Below are 16,487 nucleotides of genomic sequence, written 5' to 3'. Positions count from 1 at the left end.
GCGCCGAACTCACAGACGTACGGAAGTTTTCAGGAAGGCACCCTCATGAGCATCGCAGATTCCTCGCGAACCACCCGCCCGGCGATCGCGTGGATCGGCCTCGGCATCATGGGCTCCCCCATGTCCGAGAACCTGCTGAAGGCCGGCTACTCCGTCACCGGCTTCACGCTGGAGCAGGACAAGCTCGACCGGCTCGCCGCAGCCGGCGGTTCCGCCGCGTCCTCCATCACCGAGGCCGTCAAGGACGCCGACGTGATCATCACGATGGTCCCGGCGTCCCCGCAGGTCGAGGCCATCGCGTACGGCCCGGACGGCATCCTGGAGAACGCCCGGTCCGGCGCGCTGATCATCGACATGTCGTCGATCACCCCGCAGACGTCGGTCGATCTGGCGAAGGCCGCTGCCGAGAAGGGCCTGCGCGTCCTGGACGCCCCGGTCTCCGGCGGCGAGGCGGGCGCGGTCGAGGCCGTGCTGTCCATCATGGTCGGCGGTGAGCAGAGCGACTTCGACACCGCCCTGCCGATCCTCGAAGCGCTCGGCAAGACCATCGTGCTGTGCGGCCCCCACGGCTCCGGCCAGACGGTGAAGGCCGCCAACCAGCTGATCGTCGCCGTGAACATCCAGGCGTGCGCCGAGGCCGTGGTCTTCCTGGAGAAGTCCGGCGTGAACCTCCAGGCCGCACTCGACGTGCTCAACGGCGGCCTCGCCGGCTCGACCGTGCTGACCCGCAAGAAGGACAACTTCCTGAACCGGGACTTCAAGCCCGGCTTCCGGATCGACCTGCACCACAAGGACATGGGCATCGTCACCGACGCCGCCCGCAACGTCGGTGCCGCGCTGCCCGTCGGCGCCGTGGTCGCCCAACTGGTCGCCTCCCTGCGCGCGCAGGGCGACGGCGGCCTGGACCACTCGGCCCTGCTGCGCGCCGTCGAGCGGCTCTCCGGCCAGCAGGTCTGATCGACCGGCCCTCGCTCGGGGCCCTCAGATTTCCGGACGGCGTCGGCGCTGACACCAGTCCTGTCGCGCCCAGGCGCCGGCGCCGTCCGGAACACCACACTTCGTTTTCAACAAACTGTTGACGTTGCCTCCGGGGCGAAATTACGCTCCTCGCACCGCCGGCCGCATCAACAGCTTCAGTACGGAAGGTCAGACCCGCCACCATGACGCAGCGTGTGCTTACGACCGAGTCAGGCGCCCCGGTCGCCGACAACCAGAACTCCGCCACCGCCGGCGTCGGTGGCCCGCTCCTCCTCCAGGACCAGCACCTCCTGGAGAAGCTCGCCCGCTTCAACCGCGAGCGGATCCCGGAGCGCGTGGTGCACGCCCGCGGCTCCGGCGCACACGGCTACTTCGAGGTCACCGACGACGTCACCGGCTTCACCAAGGCGGACTTCCTCTCCGCGGTGGGCAAGCGCACCGAGACCTTCATCCGCTTCTCCACCGTCGCCGACTCCCTCGGCGGCGCGGACGCGGTCCGTGACCCGCGCGGCTTCGCCCTGAAGTTCTACACCGAAGAGGGCAACTACGACCTCGTCGGCAACAACACCCCGGTGTTCTTCATCAAGGACCCGATCAAGTTCCCCGACTTCATCCACTCCCAGAAGCGCGACCCCTTCACGGGCAAGCAGGAGCCGGACAACGTCTGGGACTTCTGGGCGCACTCCCCCGAGTCCACCCACCAGATCACCTGGCTGATGGGCGACCGCGGCATCCCCGCCTCGTACCGTCACATGAACGGCTACGGCTCGCACACCTACCAGTGGACCAACGCCGAGGGCGACGCCTTCTTCGTCAAGTACCACTTCAAGACCAACCAGGGCATCCGCTGCCTCTCCTCGGAGCAGGCCGCCGAGGTCGTCGGCTCGGACGCCAACTCGCACCAGACCGACCTGCTCCAGGCCATCGAACGCGGCGTCAACCCGTCCTGGACGCTGTACGTCCAGGTCATGCCGGCGGCCGAAGCGGCCGACTACCGCTTCAACCCGTTCGACCTCACCAAGGTATGGGCGCACGCCGACTACCCGCTCCAGCGCGTCGGCCGGCTGGTGCTCGACCGCAACCCCGAGAACGTCTTCGCCGAGGTCGAGCAGGCGGCGTTCTCCCCGAACAACTTCGTTCCCGGCATCGGCCCCTCGCCGGACAAGATGCTCCAGGGCCGACTGTTCGCCTACGCGGACGCGCACCGCTACCGGCTCGGCGTCAACCACACCCTGCTGCCGGTGAACGCCCCCAAGGTGACGACGGCCCAGAACTACGGCCGTGACGGCATCATGGCCACCCGCAACGGCTCGCGCCACGAGAAGAACTACGAGCCCAACTCGTACGCGGGACCGGTACAGAGTGACGGCGCACCGTCCGCACCGCTCGCCGTCCAGGGCTGGACGGGCACCCACGCGGCTCCCGCTCACGTCAAGGACGACGACTTCTTCCAGGCGGGCGAGCTCTACCGGCTGATGTCCGAGGACGAGAAGCAGCGCCTCGTCGCGAACATCGCCGGCGGCCTGTCCCAGGTCGGCCGTGACGACGTCATCGAGAAGAACCTCGCCCACTTCCACGCCGCCGACGCCGACTACGGCAAGCGTGTCGAGGAAGCGGTCCGCGCCCTGCGCGAGGACTGAGGGCACCGACTGCGCACAGGATCTGACGGGAGGTCATGTCCTGTGCGCCGAGCCCGCCCGGCGGACCCGAATGAGGGGTGGTCCGCGGAGCGGGTGAAGGCGAGGACCGCGGCGGTCGTGCGATGCCAGTGCGGTGGTGAAGGCTCCGGAAGCCGCTTCTTGACCAGAAGGAGGCGGCTCCCCGGAACCAATCGCCGCCGCCGCGGTCCCAGCCAGACAACAGACTCCGCCCGGCGGTGCGAATGTCCTGTCGCGCCAGCCTCGCGCCGTCGGGCGGCACCACGTACGTGAGGGCGTGGAGTACGGACGGTCCCGTACTCCACGCCCTCACCTCGTTTCCCGGCGCACATCCCGGGCGTACGCCACAATCACCTCATGCCCACGTCGACATTCGCCGCCGTCAACGCACTCGACGGCCTCCTCGACGAGCTCGGCGTCGGCGCGGCACGCCGGCGGCAGCTCGACATGGTCCGCGGCGAGATGGACCGGGCGCTCGCCCGCGGCGCACTGCCCGTCGGCGCACGGCGCAGTCTGCGGCGCCTCCTCGAAGAGGACGCCATCACCCCGTATCTGCGCCTCGCCGAATCCGGCGCTCTGCGGGCCCGCCGCGTCGCGGGCGGCCACCCGCCCAGCTCCGGGCCGACGAACGAGATCCGGCGCAGGTGCATCGACCTGCTGCGCGAGGCCCACGGCATGCCCGCCCCCCAACTGGGCGGCGGCGAGGTCGCGTTGCGCCCCGTCCCGCGACAGGCGACACTCTCGGCGCTGCGCCGGCAACTGGACAGGTACCTCGGCGGCGCCATGTCGCCCGCGCAGACCCGACTGACGGCCGTTCTCTGCGTGGAGCTCGACACCGCCGCACGCAGTGGCGAGTTGATCGGGCAGCGTCTGACCCATCTGGCGGACGGCAACGCCGCCGTGTACATCGAGCGGCACCCGCAGGGCGGGGCCACCGTCGGCGCGGAGCCGGGTGAGTGGATCGACACCTCACCCCTGACCCGCGCGGCCCTGGAGAGATGGCTGCCGCTGCGTGCCGAACTCGTCCGGCGCACCCACGGCACCAGCAAGCTCTGGGTCTCGCTGTGGATGAACCACGACGGGATGCTCGACGAGGACGGCCGTACGGTGCTGCGCCCCGCCGGCATGCCCCTGGAGGAGAACGGCCTCATCACCTCCTACCGCGTCGGCCGTCTGCGGTACGACGGCCTGCGCCCGCTGCTTCCCCTCAAGCTGGAGGCCCTGCGCCGGGCGATCGCCGCGGAACGGGAACGCACCGCCGCATAGGGGCCGGCCCACCCGGAGCGACGCCTCCGGTGCGGATTCCTCGGCTGCGCCGGTCGACCGTTTCGGGCGGGCCAAGGGGCTTGTTATCGGATGATCAGATGGGCGAGGCGTCTCGCGAAGGCAGCGAAAGCGCCCCGGAAAGGGGAAACGGCCCCCGCCCCGGGGTCAGGACCGGGGCGGGGACCGCTGGTGCGAGGAGGATCAGACCTTCAGGGGCTTGATGGACGTGGGCGCGTGTCCCGGCTCGGTGGCCAGGTCCTCCCACTCGTTCACGCCGTCGATCTGGACACCCATCGAGATGTTGGTGACGCGCTCCAGGATCGCCTCGACGACCACCGGGACCCGGTACTCGGCCGCCAGCTTCTTGGCCTCCTCGAAGGCCGGCAGCAGCTGGTCGGGCTCGGTGACACGGATGGCCTTGCAGCCGAGACCCTCGACGACCTTGACGTGGTCGACGCCGTAGACGCCCAGCTCCGGGGAGTTGATGTTCTCGAACTCCAGGTTGACCTGGAAGTTGATGTCCAGGTTGCGCTGCGCCTGGCGGATCAGGCCCAGGTAGGCGTTGTTGACCAGGACGTGGACGTACGGGATCCGGTGCTGCGCGCCGACCGCCAGCTCCTCCAGCATGAACTGGAAGTCGTAGTCGCCGGACAGCGCGACCACGGGGGTCTCCGGGTCGGCGGTGGCGACGCCGAGGGCGGCCGGGATCGTCCAGCCGAGCGGGCCCGCCTGGCCGCAGTTGATCCAGTGGCGCGGCTTGTAGACGTGCAGCATCTGCGCGCCGGCGATCTGGGAGAGGCCGATGGTGGTGACGTAGCGCGTCTCCGGGCCGAAGGCCTTGTTCATCTCCTCGTACACGCGCTGCGGCTTCATGGGGACGTTGTCGAAGTGCGTACGGCGCTGCAGCGTGGCCTTCCGCTCCTGCGCGGAAGCCGCCCACTCGCTGCGGTCGGGCAGCCTGCCCTCGGCCTTGAGCTCCTTGGCGACCTCGACGAACAGCTCCAGCGCCGCGCGGGCGTCGGAGACGATGCCGTAGTCGGGCGCGAAGATCTTGCCGATCTGCGTGGGCTCGATGTCGACGTGGACGAACGTGCGGTCCTTGGTGTAGACGTCGAGGCCGCCGGTGTGGCGGTTGGCCCAGCGGTTGCCGATGCCGATGACGAAGTCCGACTCCAGGAACGTCGCGTTGCCGTAGCGGTGCGAGGTCTGGAGACCGACCATGCCGGCGTTCAGCTCGTGGTCGTCGGCGATGGTGCCCCAGCCCATCAGGGTCGGGATGACGGGTGTGCCGGTCAGCTCGGCGAACTCCACGAGCAGGTCGGACGCGTCGGCGTTGATGATGCCGCCGCCGGCGACGATCAGCGGCCGCTCGGAGGCCAGCAGGAGCGACAGCGCCTTCTCGACCTGCGGACGGGTCGCGAACGGCTTGTAGACCGGCAGCGGCGCGTACGTCTCGGGGTCGAACTCGATCTCGGTCAGCTGGACGTCGATCGGCAGGTCGATGAGGACCGGGCCGGGACGGCCGGAACGCATCAGATGGAAGGCCTGCTGGAAGACGCCGGGGACCTGCGCGGCCTCCAGGACGGTGGTCGCCGCCTTGGTGACCGGCTTGGCGATCGAGGCGATGTCGACGGCCTGGAAGTCCTCCTTGTGGATCACCGCGGTCGGGGCCTGGCCGGTGATGCACAGGATCGGGATCGAGTCGCCGATCGCGGAGTAGAGGCCGGTGATCATGTCGGTGCCGGCGGGGCCGGACGTACCGATGCAGACACCGATGTTGCCCGGGTTGGCCCGCGTGTAGCCCTCCGCCATGTGGGAGGCGCCCTCGACATGGCGGGCGAGCGTGTGGTCGATGCCGCCGCCCTGCTGGAGGGCTTTGTAGAAGGGGTTGATCGCCGCGCCGGGCACGCCGAACGCGTTGGTGACGCCTTCGCGCTTGAGGATCTCAACTGCCGCTCGGGCAGCGGTCATACGAGGCATGGGTGCTCCTGCTTCGGCCTGGCGGATTCTCGCTCCTCGCGCCCCTCAGAGCTGGATTCCGTAATGCGGAAGAATAGTTCTGCTATATGGAAGCAATGTAGGCGGCGGGCCTGGCGTCGTCAAGGGATGCCCGAAGTCCCTCCCCAAGGCCCCGCTCTTGATGGACGATGGATGGCAGCAGGACAGACCAAGGGGGAAGTGATGGCCGAGCCGGTCCCGGTGCGCTGCCCGTGCTGCCGCCGCGACCATCTGTTCGCCTCACCGGTGTATCCGTGCGCGTGCGGCGCGCCGCTCGCCCCACCGCTGGTGCGCGCCGCCCCGCCGGAGCGCGTCACGCACCGCACCTGGACCGACGACTGGGTGACCGTCCGCTGCACGGAGTGCGGCCGACAGGACCAGTGGCCGCAGCCGGAGCTCGGCTGTCCCTGCGGCACCGTGCTGCGCATTCCCGTACGCCCGGTGAGCACCCCCGTTCCGGCCGGCCGCTCCTACCCGGCCCCTCCCGCCCGGCTGCGCCTGCCCCGCACGGCGACCGTGCCGCGGCCCTCGTTCCGCCCGGTCACCATCCGTACGGCGCGCGACGCGGTGACGGCGGCGACGCGCTATCTCCAGTGGCTGGGGTTCCGCGACGTGGTCCAGCCGGACACCCGGCCCGCTTCCGGCACGGAGCTGCGCGCCCAGGGCCTGATCGCCCGGGTCGATCCGTCGACGCGGCCCGCGACGCTGCGCGATGTCGAGTGCTTGTGGCTGAGCGGTATGAGCGCCTCGGCGTCGACCGTCTTCTTCTCGCTCGCCGGATACGAGAACGACGCCAGGTCACGCGCGGACGGCGTCGGCGTCCCGCTGTTCGTCATGGACCTCACGGGCAGTCCGCAGCCGGTCAACGGTCCGGCGGACGAGCTGGTCTCCACCGGAGCGTAGGGGCCGCGGGTCATGGACCGGGCGGCCCCACAGCCCGGCGCTCCCGGCGGAACCGGGCCCCGGGTCGTTCGGGCACACTGCCCCTGCGTCAATGCACCGAGAAGGCCGCATGTCCGTCCACCCGGCCGCACCCCACCGGCGCTTCGGGCGCGGCCCGATCGACCATCCCGCCACACGGGCGGCCGGGAGCGTCTCGACCGCGGGCGACGGGTGTGCGTGCGGCCCGGGAGCTGTGAGCCTCAGCCCCGCGCGTACCGCTCACGCAGTTCGATCTTCCGCACCTTGCCACTGACGGTCATCGGGAAGGTGTCGAGGATCTCCAGCCGGCGCGGGACCTTGTAATGCGCGAGGCGCTCGCGGCAGAACGCGGCGATGTCCTCCAGGGCGGGCGGATCAGCCGGGTCGCGGGGGACGACGCAGGCCAGGATCTCCTCGCCGTACTTCTCGTCGGGGACGCCGACGACCTGGACGTCCGCGATCTTGGGGTGGCCGTAGAGGAACTCCTCGATCTCGCGCGGATAGACGTTCTCACCGCCCCTGATGATCATGTCCTTGATCCGGCCGACGATCTGGAGACAGCCGTCCTCGCGCATCGTCGCCAGGTCGCCCGTGTGCATCCAGCGCCCAGCGTCGACCGCCTCGGCGGTCTTCTCCGGCTCGTCCCAGTAGCCGAGCATCACGCTGTAGCCGCGCGTGCAGAGCTCGCCCGACTCGCCGCGCGGCACCGTCACCCCGGTCACCGAGTCGACCACCTTGACCTCGAGATGGGGCAGCACCCGGCCCACTGTCCCGGTACGGCGCTCCAGGTCGTCGTCGCGGCGGGTCTGGGTGGAGACCGGGGAGGTCTCCGTCATGCCGTAGCAGATCGACACCTCGCCCATGTTCATCTCGGCAACGACCCGCTTCATCACCTCCACCGGGCACGGCGAGCCCGCCATGATGCCGGTGCGCAGCGAGCTCAGGTCGTAGGAGGCGAAGCCGGGGAGATTGAGTTCCGCGATGAACATCGTCGGCACGCCGTACAGCGACGTGCAGCGCTCGTCCTCGACCGCGCGCAGGGTCGCCTCCGGGTCGAAGGAGGGCGCCGGGACGACCATGCACGCGGCGTGCGAGGTGGCCGCCAGATTCCCCATCACCATGCCGAAACAGTGGTAGAAGGGGACCGGGATGCAGACCCGGTCCTGTTCGGTGTAGCCGATCGTCTCCCCCACGAAATAGCCGTTGTTGAGGATGTTGTGGTGCGACAGCGTCGCGCCCTTGGGAAAGCCCGTGGTGCCCGAGGTGTACTGGATGTTGACCGGGTCGTCGCAGGACAACTCAGCCTCACGCGCGGCCAGTTGCGCGTCGGTGACAGCCGGAGCCGCGGCCGTCAGCGCGTCCCACGAGCCGTCGCCGATGTAATGGACGGAGCGCAGGCCGGGGCAGTTGCCCCGTACCTCCTCGACGAGCGCCCGGTAGTCGCTGCTCTTGTGGCGCTGGGAGGCGCACAGCACCGAGACACCCGCCTGCCGGAGGACGAACTCCAGCTCGTGCGCCCGGTACGCCGGGTTGATGTTCACCATGATCGCGCCGATACGGGCGGTGGCGTACTGCACGAGCACCCACTCCGCGCAGTTCACCGCCCAGATCCCGACCCGGTCGCCCTTGGCGACGCCGATGCCCATCAAGCCGCGGGCCAGCCGCTCGACCGCCGCACCGAACTCGGCGTACGTCCAGCGGCGGCCGGATGCCACGTCGACCAGTGCCTCGCGGCCCGGGTGCGCGGCGAGGGCACGGTCGAGGTTCTGCCCGATGGTGTCGCCGAGCAGCGCCGTGGTGCCCGTGCCGTGGGCGTAGGAGAGGCTCATCGCAGGTCTCCCTCGGTGTACTCGGCGGACGAACCCTCGGCCGTGCGCTCGCGCAGCTCGATCCGGCGGATCTTGCCGGAGACCGTCTTCGGCAGCGCGGCGAATTCGAGCCGGCGGATGCGCTTGTACGGGGCGAGGACCGCACGCGAGTGCTCGAAGATCCGTTTCGCGGTGTCCGGGCCGGGTTCCCAGCCCTCGGCGAGTACCACGTACGCCTTGGGGACCGCGAGCCGCAGCGGGTCCGGGGCCGGTACGACGGCGGCCTCGGCCACCGCCTCGTGCTCCAGCAGAGCGCTCTCCAGCTCGAACGGCGAGATCTTGTAGTCGGACGCCTTGAAGACGTCGTCGGAACGGCCGATGTAGGTGATGTATCCGTCCCCGTCGCGCGCGCCGATGTCGCCGGTCCGGTAGAAGCCGCCCGCCATCGACTCGTCCGTACGCTCCTGGTCACCGAGGTACCCGGTCATCAGGCCGACGGGCCGGGCCGACAGGTCGAGCGCGATCTCGCCCTCCTCGGCGCCGGGTGCGCCGGTCACCGGGTCGAGCAGCTCGACCCGGTAGCCGGGACACGGCCGGCCCATGGAACCGGCCTTCAGCAGTTGCCCGGGGCTGTTGGCGACCTGCACGGCGGTCTCCGTCTGCCCGAAGCCGTCCCGGATGGTCACCCCCCACTCGCGCCGTACCGTCTCGATGACCTCGGGATTCAGCGGCTCCCCCGCCGCGACGACCTCCCGCGGCCGGGTCCGCAACTGGCCGAGGTCCGCCTGGATCAGCATGCGCCACACGGTGGGCGGTGCGCAGAAGCTGGTCACACCGGCACGGTCCATCTCCGCCATCAGACGGCCCGCGTCGAAGCGCGTGTAGTTGTGGATGAAGACGGTCGCCTCGGCGTTCCAGGGGGCGAAGAGATTGGACCAGGCGTGCTTGGCCCAGCCGGGCGAGGAGATGTTCAGATGCACGTCGCCGGGCTTCAGCCCGATCCAGTACATCGTGGTGAGATGCCCGATCGGATACGACACATGGGTGTGCTCGACGAGCTTGGGCCGGGCGGTCGTGCCGGACGTGAAATACAGCATCAGCGGGTCGTCGGAGCGGGTGATCCCGTCCGGGACGAAGGCCGGGTCGGCGTCGTACGCCTCGGCGTACGCAAGCCAGCCCTCCGTCTCCTCGCCGACCGCGATCCGGGTGTAGTCGCCGGGCACCTCGGCGAACTTGGCGGTGTCCTGCGACCGTACGAGCGCGTGCGAGGCCCGGCCCCGCTCGATGCGGTCGCGCAGATCGGCCGGACCGAGCAGCGGGGTGGCGGGGATGACGACGGCCCGCAGCTTCATCGCGGCGAGGGCGGTCTCCCACAGCTCGTGCTGGTTGCCGAGCATGACGACGAGGCGGTCACCCGGTCCGACGCCCTGGGCGCGCAGCCAGTTCGCGGCCCGGTCCGAGCGCTCGGACATCTCGGCGAACGAGATCCGGGTCTCGGTGCCGTCCTCGTCGACGATGTGCAGCGCCGTGGCGTCGTTGCCCGCGGCGATCACGTCGAACCAGTCGAGGGCCCAGTTGAAGCGCTCGGGGCGCGGCCAGACGAAGCCCTGGTAGGCCGTCGCGTAGTCGTCCCGGTACCGCAGCAGGAAGTCCCGTGCCGTCCGGAACTCCTCCGTCGCGCCGCTTGCCGCCATGTGTCCTCCTCGTTGCCACACCACTGCGTAGCATCGTGTAATCAGTGACCCAGGTCTCACTACCCCCTTTCGGGGGTGACCCGCCGAGGGAGATGAGCAGTGTCCGAGCCCGCCGACGCGGTCGAGATGCGAGCGGCGCTGCTGCGGTTGCGCCGGACGAGCGGGCTGCCCGTCGCGTTCGGCGGTCTGCTGCACGACAGCCGCCAGCTGCGGATAGCCGAACTGAGCGGGGCGCAGACCGGTGCGCTGCGCGGGCTCGCCATCTGTGCGGGCAACGGTCTGGGCGGAAAGTCCATGGCGCTGTCCCGGCCGTGCGCGGTGACCGACTACCGCGAGGCGCGCCACATCAGCCATGAGTACGACGCGGCGGTCTCCACCGAGGGGCTGCGCTCGGTGCTCGCGGTACCGGTCGTGGTGCGCCGCAGGGTGCGGGGCGTCCTGTACGGAGCCCTGCGCCGGCCGGTGCCGCTGGGCGACCGGACCTTCGACGCCGCCGTGGCCGCGGCCCGTGACGTGGAGCAGACCCTCGTCGTACGGGACGAGGTGCAGGAACTGCTGGCGATGGCACGGGAGCCTGCGGCGGGCCGTGCGTCGTGGGAGGAGGTCCGCGAGGCACACGGCCAGTTGCGGGCGCTGGCGCCGCGGATCGTCGACCCGTCGCTGCGTGCGTCGCTGCTGGAGGTCTGCGGCAGGCTGGCCGCTGCCACGGGCGGCCGGTCCGCGGACCCCGCCATCGCCCTCGCGCCCCGCGAGCTGGATGTGCTGGCGTGCGTGGCGACGGGGGCGACCAACGCGGGCGCGGCGGAGCGGCTGGGTCTGAAACAGGAGACAGTGAAGGGGTACCTGCGGGCCGCGATGCGGAAGCTGGGTGCGCACACCCGGACGGAGGCGGTGGTGGCGGCACGCCGCGCGGGTCTGCTGCCGTGACGTGATCCGCCCGGCCTCGGGAATCCCGGGGACTTGCGGCGACGATCCTTGGGGACGCGAGATCTGCGGGCACGGGTGCGCGATCCGAGGGCTCGGTCTGTGGGGGCGCGCCTTGCGGGTGCTGAGGGTGCGATCCGTAGGCCCGCGATCCGTGGAGGGGCGAGCCTCGCGGGTACGAGCCCTGCGGGGACGAACCGTGCGGGGACGAACCGTGCGGGCACGACCGAGGAGTGGCGATGAGCGGGCTGTTCTCACTGGAGGGACGTACGGCGCTGGTGACGGGCGCGCGTAGCGGCATCGGCCGGGCGATCGCCCTCGCTCTGGCGGAGGCGGGAGCGGATCTGGTGCTCGCCGGCCGCGGCGGGCCGCTGGAGGAGACCGAGAAGGCGGTGCGCGCCCTCGGCCGTGACGCCGAGACGCTGGTGCTCGACCTGGCCGTGCCGAGCGCGATCCCGTCCACGGTGCGGGAGTTGCTGGCCCGGCGGCCCATCGACATCCTCGTCAACAACGCGGGCGCGATCCACCGTTCACCGGCCGAACACACCGCCTACGAGGAGTGGCGCGGCGTCCTCGCGGTCAATCTCGACGCCGTGTTCCTGCTGAGCCGGGAGATCGGCACGGCGATGGCGGCGCGCGGCAGCGGGAAGATCGTCAACGTGGCGTCGCTCCTGTCGTTCCAGGGCGGTGTCGGGGTGCCGTCGTACGCCGCGAGCAAGCACGCCGTCGCCGGTCTGACCAAGGCGCTGGCCACCGAGTGGGGACCGCGCGGGGTCCAGGTGAACGCGATCGCGCCGGGCTACATCGCCACCGGTTTCACCAGGTCGCTGCGTGAGGACGGGGAACGGAACACCGAGATCCTCGGCCGCATCCCGGCCGGCCGGTGGGGCACCCCGGAGGACCTCGCGGGCAGCGTGGTCTTCCTCTCCTCGTCGGCGGCGGACTACGTCAACGGGCATGTGCTGGTCGTGGACGGCGGCTGGATGGCACGGTGAGTCGCGGCGGGCCGGAGACAGCACCACGGTGACACCACCACGCGGGAGCAAGCGGGCGGATCCCGGCCCTGGAGGAGTCTGCGCGTCGTCGGATTGAATGACGCCATGGTGTCGACCGAACGCTTCCTGGCCTTTGCCGCGATGTCCCTCCTCGTGATCGTGATTCCCGGCCCGAGCGTGCTGTTCGTAGTCGGGCGGGCGCTCGCGCACGGCCGCCGTACCGCGGTGGCCACGGCTCTGGGCAATGTCGTCGGCTCATACGCGCTGGTGGTGTTCGTCGCCCTGGGCGTCGGCGCGATCGTCGAACGGTCCGTCCTCGTGTTCATGGCGGTGAAGCTCGCCGGCGCGGCTTACCTCATTCACCTGGGAGTCCAGGCGTTCCGGCACCGTAAGGACATGAAGGTCTCCGACATGTCCGCACCCATGGGGCCCGCCCGCAGCGATGTGCGGACCGTCGTGGACGGCATCCTGGTCGGCGTCACCAACCCCAAGGGCATCGTCTTCTTCGCCGCGGTGCTGCCGCAGTTCGTGGACCACTCGGCCGGCAGTCTGCCCGCGCAGATGCTGCTGCTGGGACTGGTCCCGATCTGCATCGGCATGGTCACCGACACGCTGTGGGGTCTGGGCGCCGCCGCGGCCCGCGGCTGGTTCGCCCGCTCCGAGCGGCGGCTGTCGATGGTGGGCGGCGCAGGCGGGTTCGCGATGATCGGCCTGGGTGTGACGGTGGCGGCGATGGGCCGCGCGGACTGACGGGGACGCGTTCCGGGCCGTGGAAATGGAGTGCGCGCGGGCTGTCGCCGCTCGGGTCGGGTGACGGGCCGTCGCCGCGCAGGCCGGGTGAGGGGCCGTCGCCGGTCGGGTCCGGTGAGGGCCGTCGCCGGTCGGCTGGGGACCGTCGCCCCGCGGTGGTGCCGGTCGTGTGAGGTCCGGGAGTGGTTGTCCGCCGGGAGACGTTCGACGACCACCGCAGCCCGCACGTCGGCCTCCGACCAGGCCGTACCGACCCGGCCGTCGGACTCCGATCAGGCCGTACCGAGAACGTCCCCGAAGCGGATGTCGTGCGCGGTGGCCGTGGACAGGGTGGAGAGCATCGACTCCCCCTCCGCGGCCACCGCGTCGCGCTGTGCCCGGGTGAGTTTCCCGAAGGTCTGGACCGTCAGGCTCACCGTGTCCTTCTCCTCCACCGACCGCCAGATCCCGGCGAGGAAGCCGTCCACGAGCAGCGTGGAGCAGGCCTGGTTGCCGCGCCAGGTCAGGCTCTTGTGGTCGGCCACCACACGGCCGCGGTCGGCGTGCGAGAGCAGCAGATTGTCGAACTCGGGCAGGAACCGCGGCGGGGCCGGGGTGTCCTCGTCGGGCCGGGGCGCGTCCGGCAGGTCGAACAGCTCCACCCCCTTCTCGTCCTGGAAGACGACGAGACCGGGCCGCAGCCGCTCGAAGACCTGCCGCATCCGGGTCAGCCCGCACCACGTCTGCATGTCCTTGACCGACGCGGGCCCGAAGGCGGCCAGATACCGCCGTACGACCTCGTCGGCGGACGCCGCGGGCGACGGCTCCCGGCCGAACCACCGCTCGGCCGTCGTCAGCACGACCTGGCCGCTGCGGCCCCACTCGCCGCGCGGGGTGATCTGCACCAGGGGCAGTACGCAGCGGGCGGCCACCGACAGGGACAAGGGATCGGCGTCCGGCCACTCCTTCAGCAGCTCCTCGCGCAGTTGTCCGAGGGTCCGCGGCTCCTCCTCGACCACCTCGCGGGTGATGGTGCGCAGCCGGTCGGGATCGATCCCGTCCAGCCCGCCGCGGGACCGGAACATCTTCAGCTCCCGGTCGGGGCCGCCGGCCTGGACGAACGGCCGCAGGGTGAGGCAGTCGTCCGCGGAGTGCGTGTGGATGGTGGAGCGCAGGGTGACCAGGCGGGCGACCTCTCGGGACGCCATCAGCGCGGACAGCTCCTCGGGGCGGAATCCTTCGAGCCGCGCGGCGAGGGCGTAGTACGGCGGTTTCACGTTCTGCGCCTGGAGGCCGACGAGGTGCTCGACGGCGCCCCTGACCGGCATCTCCGACCGGGGAGCGCGGCGCAGCAGGAGCTGACGTTCGAGGGTGGCGCGGTTGAGGGCGCGCCTGCCGAGTACGGGATGCGTCGTCTTCGGGGCCATGGACCACACGCTACGCAGGCTTGCGGACACCTTCCGTCCTCAAGGGTGTGCGGCTAGGTGACCGAAGACCGGGAGCACCACAGCGCCTCTCGGTCGTACCAGCCGAATCGACGTGGATATCCTGCACCGAGGCCGTGGCGGCGCGCTTCTTCCTGCGCCGCCGACCGACGTGGGAGGTGAGACGCCGATGCCGTTGACGCCGAAGCGACCCCAGTGGCGCCGCCGGCCCCAGCCGCCGGGCGGCTCCTCGCCGGAGAACGCGGCCGGCACCGAGCCCTCCGCCGCCGGGCCGGTGCACAAGGACCAGGGCAGCGTCGTCCAGGCGTCGCTGTACCGCGAGGGCCGCCGTGTCTCGACCCCCGACTCGCTCGCCGAGACCTACCGCGAGCTGCACGAGTACCCCGACGGCATGGCCTGGATCGGACTGCACCGCCCGTCCGAGGCGGAACTCCTGTCGCTGGCAGCCGAGTTCGACCTGCACGAACTGGCCGTCGAGGACGCGATGGAGGCCCATCAGCGCCCCAAGCTGGAGCGCTACGGCGACACGCTCTTCGTCGTCCTGCGCGCCGCGCGCTATCTCGACGCCCAGGAAGAGGTCGACTTCGGCGAACTGCATGTGTTCGTGGGCAAGGACTTTCTCATCACGGTCCGCCACGGCGCGGCCCCGGACCTCTCCGCCGTGCGCCGCCGCATGGAGGAGAACCCCGAACTCCTGGCGCTGGGACCGGAAGCGGTGCTGTACGCCATCCTGGACAGCGTCGTCGACGGGTACGCCCCGGTCGTCACGGGTGTGCAGAACGACATCGACGAGATCGAGACCGAGGTCTTCGGCGGGGACCCGGCGGTCTCCCGCCGCATCTACGAACTGTCCCGGGAGATGGTCGAGTTCCAGCGCGCGACCCGTCCGCTGGTCGGGATGCTGCACGGTCTGATGGCCGGCTTCGCGAAGTACGGCACGGACGAGGAACTCCAGCGCTATCTGCGGGACGTCGCCGACCACGTGACGCACACCAGCGAGCGCGTCGACGGCTTCCGCCAGGCCCTCTCGGACATCCTCACGGTGAACGCGACGCTGGTGACACAGCAGCAGAACGCGGAGATGCGGGCCCTGGCGGAAGCGGGCTTCGAGCAGAACGAGGAGATCAAGAAGATCTCCAGCTGGGCCGCCATCCTCTTCGCACCGACCCTGGTCGGCACGATCTACGGCATGAACTTCGAGAACATGCCGGAGCTGGGCTGGGGGTTCGGGTACCCGTTCGCCCTCGCCCTGATGGGCCTGGTGTGTACGAGCCTGTACTTCATCTTCAAGCGGCGGGACTGGCTCTGACCCCGTCCCTCCATCGGCCCGCACCCTCCTGTCAGGGTGCGGGCCTCCTGAGGGTGCGGGCCGCAGACGTCGTCCGGCGGTCAGCGCCCGCCGGTGAGCTCCTTGAGTGCGATGTTGAGGTCGAGGACGTTCACCGTCGGCTCGCCGATGAAGCCGAGGATCCGGCCGTCGGTGTGGTCCTTGACCAGCTTGTCGACCTTCCTGACGTCGAGGTGGTTCTTCTCGGCCACCCGGTGGACCTGGAGCTGCGCGTACTGCGGGGAGATGGCCGGGTCCAGACCGGAGCCGGAGGAGGTCACGGCGTCGGCCGGGACCTCGGAGGGCTTGACCTTGTAGGTGGCGGTGGAGTTGTCCTTGACCACCGCGGCCTTGGCGTCCGTGACCCACCGGATCAGCTCGGGGTTGTCTGCGGAGCGGTTGGTCGCCCCGGAGAGGATCAGCGAATACTGGGTGTTGACGCTGTTGCTGCCCAGGCCGTTGGACGGACGCGGCTGGAACCACTTCAGGTCCGGGACCGGGGCCTCTTCCGGATCGTGGGGGTTCTTCGGCGGCAGGTTGTACCTCTGCCCGATCAGTTCGGAGCCGACGACCTTGCCGTTGGAGGACACCTCGGAACCGTTGGCCTTGCTGTGGAACAGGGCCTGGGCGACCCCGGTGATGGCGAGCGGGTAGATCACGCCGCAGATGACGGTCAGGACGAGGAGGGCGCGCAGCCCTGCCCCGATCAGCCGTGCCGTACTGCCGACAGAGTTGTTCATGACG

Annotated in this window: 13 protein-coding genes; 8 read left to right on the top strand and 5 right to left on the bottom strand. The window is 70.4% G+C overall.

Features of this window, described 5'->3' with window-relative positions; translation table 11 throughout:
• Positions 1 to 45: 45 nt before the first annotated feature.
• The 3 genes from ABTX78_RS04845 (at position 46) to ABTX78_RS04835 (ending at position 3,902) form a co-directional block, all read left to right on the top strand.
• Positions 46 to 957: a 2-hydroxy-3-oxopropionate reductase gene (locus ABTX78_RS04845; protein ID WP_352205385.1), complete on the top strand. Its 912-nt coding sequence runs from the start codon at positions 46 to 48 to the stop codon at positions 955 to 957.
• A gap of 203 nt (positions 958 to 1,160) precedes the next feature.
• Positions 1,161 to 2,618 carry a catalase gene (locus ABTX78_RS04840; RefSeq protein WP_352205384.1) on the top strand — a complete coding sequence of 486 codons (1,458 nt, stop codon included), beginning with the start codon at positions 1,161 to 1,163 and terminating at the stop codon, positions 2,616 to 2,618.
• 375 nt (positions 2,619 to 2,993) lie between these two features.
• The gene (locus ABTX78_RS04835; protein ID WP_352205383.1) at positions 2,994 to 3,902 is read left to right on the top strand and encodes a hypothetical protein; all 909 of its coding nucleotides are present in this window, start codon (positions 2,994 to 2,996) and stop codon (positions 3,900 to 3,902) included.
• A 201-nt stretch (positions 3,903 to 4,103) separates the two neighbouring features.
• Here the strand turns inward: ABTX78_RS04835 and gcl are convergent, their stop codons facing one another.
• Positions 4,104 to 5,882, bottom strand: a complete 1,779-nt coding sequence (gene gcl / locus ABTX78_RS04830) for a glyoxylate carboligase (RefSeq protein ID WP_352205382.1) — start codon at positions 5,880 to 5,882, stop codon at positions 4,104 to 4,106.
• A 171-nt stretch (positions 5,883 to 6,053) separates the two neighbouring features.
• Between gcl and ABTX78_RS04825 the strand changes: the two genes are divergently transcribed.
• On the top strand, positions 6,054 to 6,803 hold the full coding sequence (locus ABTX78_RS04825; protein ID WP_352205381.1) for a hypothetical protein: 750 nt from the start codon (positions 6,054 to 6,056) through the stop codon (positions 6,801 to 6,803).
• A 239-nt stretch (positions 6,804 to 7,042) separates the two neighbouring features.
• Here ABTX78_RS04825 and ABTX78_RS04820 read toward each other — a convergent pair whose 3' ends face one another.
• Complete coding sequence (locus tag ABTX78_RS04820; protein ID WP_352205380.1) at positions 7,043 to 8,650, bottom strand: AMP-binding protein; 1,608 nt, start codon at positions 8,648 to 8,650, stop codon at positions 7,043 to 7,045.
• The gene (locus ABTX78_RS04815) at positions 8,647 to 10,323 is read right to left on the bottom strand and encodes an AMP-binding protein (RefSeq protein ID WP_352205379.1); all 1,677 of its coding nucleotides are present in this window, start codon (positions 10,321 to 10,323) and stop codon (positions 8,647 to 8,649) included. Before ABTX78_RS04815 ends, ABTX78_RS04820 begins: the two co-directional genes overlap by 4 nt.
• A gap of 99 nt (positions 10,324 to 10,422) precedes the next feature.
• Between ABTX78_RS04815 and ABTX78_RS04810 the strand changes: the two genes are divergently transcribed.
• The 3 genes from ABTX78_RS04810 to ABTX78_RS04800 all read left to right on the top strand — a co-directional run bounded on the left by ABTX78_RS04810 (position 10,423) and on the right by ABTX78_RS04800 (position 12,992).
• Positions 10,423 to 11,250, top strand: coding sequence for a helix-turn-helix transcriptional regulator (locus tag ABTX78_RS04810; RefSeq protein ID WP_352205378.1), 828 nt, complete (start codon positions 10,423 to 10,425; stop codon positions 11,248 to 11,250).
• 236 nt (positions 11,251 to 11,486) lie between these two features.
• Positions 11,487 to 12,242, top strand: coding sequence for an SDR family oxidoreductase (locus ABTX78_RS04805; protein WP_352205377.1), 756 nt, complete (start codon positions 11,487 to 11,489; stop codon positions 12,240 to 12,242).
• A gap of 105 nt (positions 12,243 to 12,347) precedes the next feature.
• Positions 12,348 to 12,992 carry a LysE family translocator gene (locus ABTX78_RS04800; protein ID WP_352205376.1) on the top strand — a complete coding sequence of 215 codons (645 nt, stop codon included), beginning with the start codon at positions 12,348 to 12,350 and terminating at the stop codon, positions 12,990 to 12,992.
• A 272-nt stretch (positions 12,993 to 13,264) separates the two neighbouring features.
• Here ABTX78_RS04800 and ABTX78_RS04795 read toward each other — a convergent pair whose 3' ends face one another.
• Entirely contained in the window at positions 13,265 to 14,398 is a 1,134-nt protein-coding gene (locus ABTX78_RS04795; RefSeq protein WP_352205375.1) for a winged helix DNA-binding domain-containing protein, read from the bottom strand.
• Positions 14,399 to 14,585: 187 nt separating this feature from the next.
• Between ABTX78_RS04795 and ABTX78_RS04790 the strand changes: the two genes are divergently transcribed.
• Complete coding sequence (locus tag ABTX78_RS04790; RefSeq protein WP_352205374.1) at positions 14,586 to 15,725, top strand: magnesium and cobalt transport protein CorA; 1,140 nt, start codon at positions 14,586 to 14,588, stop codon at positions 15,723 to 15,725.
• A gap of 80 nt (positions 15,726 to 15,805) precedes the next feature.
• On the opposite strand, the gene ABTX78_RS04785 is transcribed toward ABTX78_RS04790, so the two are convergent.
• Entirely contained in the window at positions 15,806 to 16,483 is a 678-nt protein-coding gene (locus ABTX78_RS04785; protein WP_352205373.1) for a potassium-transporting ATPase subunit C, read from the bottom strand.
• Positions 16,484 to 16,487 lie beyond the last annotated feature (4 nt).

The organism is Streptomyces sp. NPDC096193 (genome assembly GCF_040302905.1).
Classification (GTDB): Bacteria; Actinomycetota; Actinomycetes; order Streptomycetales; family Streptomycetaceae; genus Streptomyces.
The sequence above is the reverse complement of the archived record's forward strand: the minus strand, read 5'-3'. Positions and strand labels throughout refer to the sequence as shown.